The sequence below is a fragment of the Bacteroidia bacterium genome, from assembly GCA_025056095.1.
Taxonomy (GTDB): domain Bacteria; phylum Bacteroidota; class Bacteroidia; order JANWVE01; family JANWVE01; genus JANWVE01.
Map to the genome: position 1 here is coordinate 1 of JANWVW010000123.1, position 8,180 is coordinate 8,180.

Annotated in this window: 8 protein-coding genes; 6 read left to right on the forward strand and 2 right to left on the reverse strand. The window is 37.3% G+C overall.

What is annotated here, in order from left to right:
* Positions 1-181: 181 nt before the first annotated feature.
* The 3 genes from ispG to atpG are packed head-to-tail and all read left to right on the forward strand — an operon-like array spanning position 182 to position 3,882.
* Positions 182-2,179: a (E)-4-hydroxy-3-methylbut-2-enyl-diphosphate synthase gene (gene ispG / locus NZ519_09410; GenBank protein MCS7028970.1), complete on the forward strand. Its 1,998-nt coding sequence runs from the start codon at positions 182-184 to the stop codon at positions 2,177-2,179.
* 30 nt (positions 2,180-2,209) lie between these two features.
* On the forward strand, positions 2,210-2,962 hold the full coding sequence (locus NZ519_09415; GenBank protein ID MCS7028971.1) for a C4-type zinc ribbon domain-containing protein: 753 nt from the start codon (positions 2,210-2,212) through the stop codon (positions 2,960-2,962).
* 20 nt (positions 2,963-2,982) lie between these two features.
* Positions 2,983-3,882, forward strand: coding sequence for an ATP synthase F1 subunit gamma (gene atpG / locus NZ519_09420; GenBank protein MCS7028972.1), 900 nt, complete (start codon positions 2,983-2,985; stop codon positions 3,880-3,882).
* Between the two features lie 84 nt (positions 3,883-3,966).
* On the opposite strand, the gene NZ519_09425 is transcribed toward atpG, so the two are convergent.
* Both NZ519_09425 and NZ519_09430 read right to left on the reverse strand, forming a co-directional pair.
* A complete protein-coding gene (locus NZ519_09425) occupies positions 3,967-5,025 on the reverse strand; it encodes a class I fructose-bisphosphate aldolase (protein ID MCS7028973.1) in 1,059 nt (352 codons plus the stop codon).
* 134 nt (positions 5,026-5,159) lie between these two features.
* Complete coding sequence (locus NZ519_09430) at positions 5,160-5,423, reverse strand: hypothetical protein (GenBank protein ID MCS7028974.1); 264 nt, start codon at positions 5,421-5,423, stop codon at positions 5,160-5,162.
* A 63-nt stretch (positions 5,424-5,486) separates the two neighbouring features.
* On the opposite strand from NZ519_09430, the gene NZ519_09435 reads away from it, so the two are divergent.
* The 3 genes from NZ519_09435 (at position 5,487) to NZ519_09445 (ending at position 8,082) form a co-directional block, all read left to right on the forward strand.
* Complete coding sequence (locus NZ519_09435; protein ID MCS7028975.1) at positions 5,487-6,098, forward strand: ribonuclease H family protein; 612 nt, start codon at positions 5,487-5,489, stop codon at positions 6,096-6,098.
* 187 nt (positions 6,099-6,285) lie between these two features.
* On the forward strand, positions 6,286-7,434 hold the full coding sequence (locus NZ519_09440; GenBank protein ID MCS7028976.1) for an OmpA family protein: 1,149 nt from the start codon (positions 6,286-6,288) through the stop codon (positions 7,432-7,434).
* Positions 7,435-8,082 carry a phosphatidylserine decarboxylase family protein gene (locus NZ519_09445; protein MCS7028977.1) on the forward strand — a complete coding sequence of 216 codons (648 nt, stop codon included), beginning with the start codon at positions 7,435-7,437 and terminating at the stop codon, positions 8,080-8,082. It begins immediately after the preceding gene.
* The last annotated feature ends 98 nt before the right edge of the window (positions 8,083-8,180 follow it).

Sequence of the window (8,180 nt, forward strand, 5' to 3'; positions counted from 1 at the left end):
CACCGAAGCGATAGCGTAGCCCGTAGCACGCCGACCTTGCCCATACAAGCGCAGCGAAGTATGGGCAAGGGCACGCCAAAAAAAATAAAAAACTAAAATATCTACGTGGTTACGAAAAAATTACAGCACAATTTACCTTATATTGCACTTTGAAAATTACTTTTGTGTTCAAAATTGAGGTATGACTAACCGAGTAGATATCCACCATCAGTCTTTGACACACTACCAAAGGCGAAAAAGCAGAGTAGTCTACATTGGCGATGTACCCTTAGGCGGAAACTATCCTATTCGCGTGCAATCTATGACCACCACAGACACTATGGACACAAAAGCCACAGTAGAACAATGTATTCGGATGATTGAAGCAGGCTGTGAATACGTACGTATTACCGCACCAAGCTTAAAAGAAGCTGAAAACCTTAGAAACATCAAAGCTGAACTAAGAAAAAGAGGCTACAACACCCCTCTTATTGCTGATATTCATTTTACACCAAATGCCGCAGAATTAGCAGCCCGAATCGTAGAAAAAGTCCGCATCAATCCTGGGAATTACGCAGATAAAAAGAAATTCCAAATAAAAGAATATACCGAAAGCGAATACCAAGCCGAATTAGAACGAATTTATGAGCGATTTTCACCCTTAGTAAAAATATGCAAAGAGTATGGCACTGCTATGCGCATCGGCACAAATCATGGGTCTTTATCCGATAGAATCCTTAGCCGATACGGAGATACGCCCGAAGGAATGGTAGAATCAGCGCTAGAATTTTTACGTATCTGCGTAGACCATAACTATCACAACGTAGTGCTTTCTATGAAAGCCAGTAACACTTGGGTAATGATACAAGCATACAGACTATTAGTTAAACGCATAGATGCATTAGGTTGGAACTATCCTTTACACCTTGGGGTAACCGAAGCAGGAGATGGTCCAGATGGGCGACTAAAATCCGCAGTAGGTATAGGAACACTTTTAGCAGAAGGTTTAGGCGATACTGTTCGCGTATCCCTCACCGAAGATCCTGAATTTGAAATACCTGTGGCAAAAAAATTAGTTCAGTATGCCAAAGAATTGGAAAATAATCCTCCTACCAAACCTATACCTGAATATACAACTTATCTTATCAATCCATACAGCTACAATCGGAGAAAAACTACTGAATTAGAAAATATTGGACACACTCATGTACCTTGTGTAATAGCCGATGTATCTGACCAAAGTTTGAATTACACTTTAATGCAAGAATTAGGTTACACGTATAATTCGCAGTCTGACAAATGGAATAGCTCCGATACAGCAGTAGATTATGTATATCTTGGCAATCAGCCGGTTACTTTTAGCCCACCTATGGGACTCAAATTTATCTACGACTATCCTACTTGGAGAAGACTAAAACAAGAAAATAGTTTTCCTTTGTTACAGTGGAAAGAGTTTGTTACGCTCAATCAGCCCTTACCTTTTATTGACCCTAGTGAGCATGTTATTCCTATTGCACCTTTACAAAATCCCGTGCTTTTTTTATCTATCAATGATTGTACTGTCTTTTGGAACGGCGAGTACATAGATATTTTGCAAAAATATCCGAACGCAGTTTTTATACTCAATGATACTTCCAATCATTATGCTCGCTACTACCACCGCGTAGTACATAGGTTAATGGAGCTAAACTTGCAAAATCCCGTAGTATTTGCTTATCATCACTACCTAAATCAAGATATGGAAACCTATCAAGTGAGAATAGGCAGTGAGCTGGGCGCTTTATTAGCCGATGGCTTATGCGATGGGGTTTTTGTAGCGGGGCAGGTTAATAAGGACAGTATAAAAACTACGTTCAATGTGTTACAAGCGGCTCGCAGTCGTATTACTAAAACAGAATATATTTCTTGTCCATCTTGTGGCAGAACTTTGTTTAACCTTCAAGAAGTAACTGCAAAAATTAGAGCTAAAACAGAGCATCTAAAGGGTGTAAAAATTGCCGTAATGGGCTGTATTGTCAATGGACCTGGAGAGATGGCAGACGCAGACTATGGCTATGTAGGTACGGGGATTGGAGTAGTATCCCTTTGGCGAGGTAAAGAGATAGTCAAAAAAGGAGTTTTAGAAAAAGACGCGTTAGATGAACTGATTAACTTAATCAAAGAAGATGGCAGGTGGCAAGAACCTAACTTGTCCAATTAGAAAATTATTTGTAACTTTGCACGCTTTGATATGGAAACTACTACCAATCCGATAGAACAAAAGCTCATTAACCTAGCCTATTTACAAGCTATTGATACTAAAATTTATGAAATTCAAAAAATTCGTGGCGACTTACCCAATGAAGTTAAAGACTTAGAAGATGAATTGATTGGATTAGAAAACCGTTTTAGAAAAATTGAGGAAAACTTACACACGCTTCAAAGCGAAGTTAAAAACTACGAAATCACTATAAAAGAGTGCAAAGCCAAAATTGAAAAGTATACTAAGCAACAAAATAATGTCAAAAATAACAGAGAGTTTGAAGCTTTAAGCAAAGAAATTGACTTGCAAAAATTAGAAATTGAAGTTTGCGAAAAGCATATCAAAGACCGAAAAGAACCCATAGAAGAGAGTAAAAAGCAATTAGAAGAAACCAAAAAATTGATTGCTGCCAAAAAAGCTGAACTAAACACAAAAAAATCCGAATTAACTCAAATTTTAGAAAGTACACGAAAAGAAGAAGAGTATTACTTGGAATTGAGAAAAAAAGCCGAAGCCAAAATAGAAGCTCGTTTGCTTAATGGCTATAAGCGCATCCGCGATAATGTACGGAACGGATTAGTAGTTGTACCTATTCAAAGAGAATCTTGTGGAGGGTGTTTTAATGCAGTTCCTCCACAGCGGCGCACAGAAGTACGGTTAATGAAACAGATTATTTTTTGTGAAAATTGTGGGCGTATATTGGTAGATGAAAGTTTAATTCAAAGTATTGTAGTTCAGTAAAATTTTCCTTATTTCGCAGCATGGGTAACCTAAAAGAAATACGGAATAGAATAAAAGCAGTTAAAAGTACGCAGCAAATTACCAAAGCGATGAAAATGGTAGCTGCGTCTAAATTCAAAAAAGCACAAGACAGCATAATACAAATTCGCCCTTACGTCAATAAACTTCAAGAAATTTTGGCTAACCTCTCTCAAAACGCCGATGCCGTAGAAGGAAGCCCATACTTAGTAGAAAGACCTGTTAATAATGTTCTTTTGGTAGTTATTACAGCAGATAGAGGTTTGTGCGGTGCCTTTAATTCAGCTATCATCAAACTTACTTTGCAAACTATTGAAGAGAAATATCATACGCAGCATCAAAAAGGAAATGTCCACTTAGTTTGTGTCGGAAAAAAGGGTGCAGATTATTTTACTCGTAGAAACTATAAGGTAGTAGCCCAATACCCAGGAATTTTTCAAAAACTTTCTTTTGAAGTAGCTGCATCTATTGCTGATAAAATAATGGAAGATTTTAAGTCAGAGAAGTACGATGTAGTAGAGGTAGTGTATAACCAATTTAAGAATGTAATTTCGCAATTGAGAATAGTAGAACCTTTTTTGCCTATCAAAGCAGAGCAAATGTTTGCTCAAACTTCCAGTAAGCCTAAAAACAATACCGATTATATTTTTGAACCTTCGCCCGAAACCATAATTAAAGATTTGATACCTAAGTCTCTCAAAATAAACTTTTATCGTTTTCTTTTGGATTCTAATGCAGCCGAACAAGCTTCTCGCATGACAGCTATGGATACAGCTACAGAAAATGCAGCCGAACTACTTCATCAGCTTAATATCAGTTACAATAGAGCTAGACAAGCTGCAATTACCACAGAACTTACAGAAATTGTAAGTGGTGCAGAAGCATTAGCATCTGAGGAATAAGTTAGAATAATAGATATTTTTTTGGGCGACCCTTGTAAGTGAGTCGCCCAAGCATTTTCTTTTTCACTTAGACACGCACTTCAATTAAGCAATCGTAATTTTATCATTCAAATACACATCTTGGATAGCATTTAACAGTTTTATACCTTCTTTCATATCCTTTTGAAACGCCTTTCTACCAGAAATTAAACCTGCGCCTCCTGCTCTTTTATTTACCACAGCCGTAAAAACAGCTTCTGCAAGGTCAGTAGCCCCTTTGGACTCTCCTCCTGAATTGATTAAACCTACCCTGCCCATGTAGCAATTCGCTACTTGATAACGACACAGGTCAATAGGGTGGTCAGAAGTAAGATGAGTGTACATTTTTTCATGAGTCTTACCGAATTTAAGGGCAGTAAAACCTCCGTTGTTAGTAGGTAGTTTTTGCTTAACAATATCTGCTTGGATAGTAACCCCAAGGTGATTAGCTTGTCCTGTAAGGTCAGCAGCTGTATGATAGTCTTTTTCGTTGGTTTTGAAAGCGCTGTTTCTCGTATAGCACCAAAGGATAGTAGCCATGCCAAGTTCATGGGCTAGAGCAAAAGCTTCAGCTATTTCTACAATTTGTCGGGAAGACTCAGGCGAACCAAAATAGATTGTAGCACCTACGGCAACTGCACCTAAATTCCAAGCTTCTTTTACAGTACCAAACAAAATTTGGTCATATTTGTTGGGATAAGTTAAAAACTCATTGTGGTTAATTTTGACAATAAAAGGAATTTTATGGGCATACTTACGTGCCACTGCACCTAATACTCCAAAAGTAGTTGCCACAGCAGAGCATCCCCCTTCAATTGCCAACTTTATGATGTTTTCAGGGTCAAAGTAGATGGGGTTAGGGGCAAAAGAAGCTCCACCTGAATGCTCTACGCCTTGGTCTACAGGTAAAATAGACAAATAACCTGTATTAGCCAACCTTCCGCTGCCAAACAACTGTCCTAAACTCCGAAGTACTTGTGGGTTTCTGTCCGATCCAACCCATACTTGGTCAATAAAATTTGGATTCGGTTTGTGTAATAACTCTTTACTAATGGTTTTACATTCATGATTGAGCAAATAGTCTGCTTGATTTCCCAGTAAAGCTACAATTTCGTCGTACGTCATCATGCTTGCAAAGTAACACTAAAAATTAGATAAAAAAAAGTGTTGAGTTCAGCACCTTTGTACAGTTTTATTCAATCACATAAAAAATAAAAAGCAGACCGAAATCTGCTTTTTATGCAAATAAAAAGGTTAGCTTACTGCTCCTTTTTTTGTGTGTTTATTTTCTCCATTTGTTTGTTGATAAGTGCTGCCATTTTTTGCATCATTTCAATGTTATTTTTGGTCATAGCATCCATTTGCGCGCTTAGAATTTCTGCCATTTTTTTGTTCGTTTGCATAGCTAATTCCATTTGTTGGTTCAAGTTTTCTACCATTGCGCGCATAGCTTCCATAGATATTTGGGAAGTCTCTTGAAGATTCTTGCGAATTTGCTCTGCATCAAATTTATTGTTTTCCATAGCTTTGCAAAGTTAAGTATTTTTTCTCAAACAGCCTATAAATTTACAGCACATTTGTCATAAATGAAAAAGAAGTATTACGTGGTATGGGAAGGTTTATCCATTGGGATATTTGACTCATGGGAGAAGGTCTTACCTTTGGTTAAGGGATATAAAGGCGCAAAATACAAGAGTTTTAGTTCGCTTAGCGAAGCACAAGCAGCTTTCAGGTCAGGTTGGGAGTATTTTAATCTTCATTCTAACAAAAAAAACATCCTTTTACCAAAGGACTTATTTGAACACACAATTTGTGTAGATGCAGCTTGCCGAGGTAACCCAGGTGCAATGCAATACAGGGCAGTAAAAACTGATACACAAGAGGAACTTTTTAGGAAAACTTTCGATATAGGTACAAATAACATTGGCGAATTTTTGGCTATTGTGGATGCATTAGCATTCATTCAAAAACATAATTTGCTCATTCATACTATTTATTCAGATTCCAAAGTTGCTATTAAGTGGGTAGAGAGAAAAACAGTGTGTACTCAATTAGCACGTAATGAAATTACTGAACCAATATGGCGAGTTATAGACCATGCCGTAGATTGGCTTCACCAACATACTTACTCTACCGCTGTAAAAAAATGGGAAACAGATAAATGGGGCGAAAATCCCGCAGACTTTGGACACAAATAAATGATTAAAAAATTGCATACAAAAGTTTATTTTAAATTGTCGCACAATTCCCTTTTGCGAAAATAGTACAGCATAAACTTACGTTGCCTATTCTAAATTATCTTTTGAACTAGATTATGGCATGTAGTAAATAAATTTACCGATTGTTCTTGGAGATAAACTCTGTTTTTACCTTTATTTTTGTACCATGCTTAAAAAGCTTGGAGTATTCTTTATTTTGTCAGGGGTTTGGATTTTTATCTCTCACTGCGCTATGCCCAAAAAGTGCAACGAAGGTGGAAAAACTAAGGTCTATTTGACTGATGGCAAGCGATTCAAAGCGTTACTAAAAGAACGAGATGCACTTTGTAATGAAAATAATTCGCTCAAGGCAGATACTACACAAAAAGGTAAAAAAATACGTGTTCTGCAAAATGAGCTCAAAAATGCCCAACAAGAAAATCAACAGCTTAACCAAAAAAATAAAGAGTGCGAAACACAACTTGCTCAACAAAAACAAAATTATCAAAAACTTAATCAAGAATATCAAAGCGAGAAACAAAACCTTCAAAGTATTATTGATGCTCAAAAAAATGAACTTCAAAGAAAAGGTAGATCCATTTTGGACAAAGACACAGAAATTGCTTACTTGAAAAATATCAATCAGGAAAAAGACTCAATTATCAAAGCTTTGGAAAAAAAACTCAAAGCCGAAAAAGAAAAAAATGAAATGCTCTCAAAAAGTGCACAGCAATCTATTGCAGAACGAGATAAAAAATTACAAGAGAAGGATAAAGAATTAGCTGAAAGAGAACGCTTACTCAAACAAAAAGAGCAACGAGTGGCAGAATTGGAAGCAATTATGAGTCGCCAAGATTCAGCCCTAAAAGCCCTTAACACTGTGGTCAAAAATGCTTTATTAGGTTTTAATAAAGATGAACTTTCCGTAGAAATGAAAAACGGTAGAATATACGTGTTGATGAACGACAAGCTTTTATTCAAATCAGGTAGCGCCACAGTAGAGGAAAAAGGAAAAGAAGCGCTTAAAAAACTTTCAACCGTGCTGCTTAAAAATCCCGATATTGATATTTTAGTAGAAGGACATACTGATAACCTGCCTATAAAAAATGCTCTCTACAAAGACAATTGGGATTTAAGCACCGCGCGTGCAAATAGCATCGTACGCATATTAAGCCAAGAGTACAAAGTACCTGAAAAAAGACTTACAGCAGCAGGTAGAGCAGAATTCGTACCTCGTGCAGATAACTCTACTGCCGAAGGTAGAGCAAAAAACCGTAGAACCGAAATTATCTTGACGCCCAAATTAGACGAACTTTTCAAAATAATTGAAAAATAGATGATACACAGAGAAGGATACAAAACTATTTTATGGGCTACATTTGGGTTAGTTTTAGTTTATAGTTCGTGTTATTTTTTGTATCCAAAGTATACTTTTGGTGCGATTAGTGTAGCTTGTGTAAGTACTGTGTTATGGTTGTTTGTATTGCAATTTTTTAGAAATCCGAGTGTTTGTGTTCCACAGCAGAGTAATGTAGTAGTAGCTCCTGCTCATGGAAAGGTGGTAGTCATTGAGAAGGTTATGCATCAAGGTAAGGAGTGGATACAGGTTTCTATTTTTATGAGTCCTTTTGATGTGCATGTCAATCGCAGTCCTATATCGGGAGTAGTAAAAAAGGTGGAATACTTTGCGGGGAGTCATCGCCCTGCTTGGCAGCCCAAGGCATCTTTACAAAATGAACGGACTTACATAGAAATACAAAATGAACACATTTTAATTGCCATGCGGCAAATTGCAGGAGCTATGGCTCGCAGGATTGTGTGTTATCTCAAACAAAATGAAACTGTTAGTTTAGGGCAGGAAATAGGATTTATTAAGTTTGGTTCGCGGGTAGATGTACTTATGCCCACTTGGGTTGATTTACAGGTTGAGTTAAATACAAGTGTAGTAGGTGGAAAGAGTGTTTTAGCTACCTATACCACATAAGAAACGATGCTGAATTGAATGTTAATTTTTTGGGCGTGCCCTTGTGGGCGTTTCGCTTGCGCTCATGCCCACAAGGTCGGCGTGCTACGGGCTACGCT

Bases quoted from the DNA above. Each gene is read 5' to 3' on its own strand.
- NZ519_09435 (MCS7028975.1), top strand. From the start codon at position 5,487: ATGAAAAAGAAGTATTACGTGGTATGGGAAGGTTTATCCATTGGGATA.
- NZ519_09425 (MCS7028973.1), bottom strand. From the start codon at position 5,025: ATGACGTACGACGAAATTGTAGCTTTACTGGGAAATCAAGCAGACTAT.
- ispG (MCS7028970.1), top strand. From the start codon at position 182: ATGACTAACCGAGTAGATATCCACCATCAGTCTTTGACACACTACCAA.
- NZ519_09445 (MCS7028977.1), top strand. From the start codon at position 7,435: ATGATACACAGAGAAGGATACAAAACTATTTTATGGGCTACATTTGGG.
- NZ519_09430 (MCS7028974.1), bottom strand. From the start codon at position 5,423: ATGGAAAACAATAAATTTGATGCAGAGCAAATTCGCAAGAATCTTCAA.
- atpG (MCS7028972.1), top strand. From the start codon at position 2,983: ATGGGTAACCTAAAAGAAATACGGAATAGAATAAAAGCAGTTAAAAGT.
- NZ519_09440 (MCS7028976.1), top strand. From the start codon at position 6,286: ATGCTTAAAAAGCTTGGAGTATTCTTTATTTTGTCAGGGGTTTGGATT.
- NZ519_09415 (MCS7028971.1), top strand. From the start codon at position 2,210: ATGGAAACTACTACCAATCCGATAGAACAAAAGCTCATTAACCTAGCC.